This window comes from Pseudovibrio sp. POLY-S9, from assembly GCF_001431305.1.
GTDB lineage: Bacteria > Pseudomonadota > Alphaproteobacteria > Rhizobiales > Stappiaceae > Pseudovibrio.
Map to the genome: position 1 here is coordinate 40108 of NZ_LCWX01000165.1, position 380 is coordinate 40487.

A 380-nucleotide genomic window follows, 5' to 3' on the forward strand; every position below is an offset into this window, starting at 1 on the left:
TGGACCTCAGAGCCTGAAGGCCGAAGCGCTTGCCAGAACACTGAAGGTGAGCAAGGGCTCGTTCTATTGGCACTTCAAGGATGTCGCTGCTTTGAAAAAAGCAATGCTGGACCATTGGGAGCAATTAGCCACACAACAAATCATCGCGCAGGTCGATGCAGGCAGCCCCGCCCCCAAACAGCGCCTCTATGATCTGATCGAGATTGCAGCAAGTGAGGTCTCATTAGAGTATGGTGCAACCGGCGTTTCCGCCGCGATCCGCAACTGGGCCCAGTTTGATGATCTCGCCGGCGCCTATATGAGTAAAATTGATCAGCGGCGTCTGGAGTACGTCGAGCAACTGTTTTCTCAAATCCCCCAAACCCAAAGGCATGCAAAGA

The 380-nt window shown here is 53.4% G+C and carries 1 protein-coding gene; it reads left to right on the forward strand.

Features of this window, described 5'->3' with window-relative positions:
* Positions 1 to 46: 46 nt before the first annotated feature.
* Positions 47 to 380 (forward strand): TetR/AcrR family transcriptional regulator (locus tag PPL9_RS33370; protein WP_348271974.1); only part of this gene is annotated, 334 nt, incomplete at its 3' end.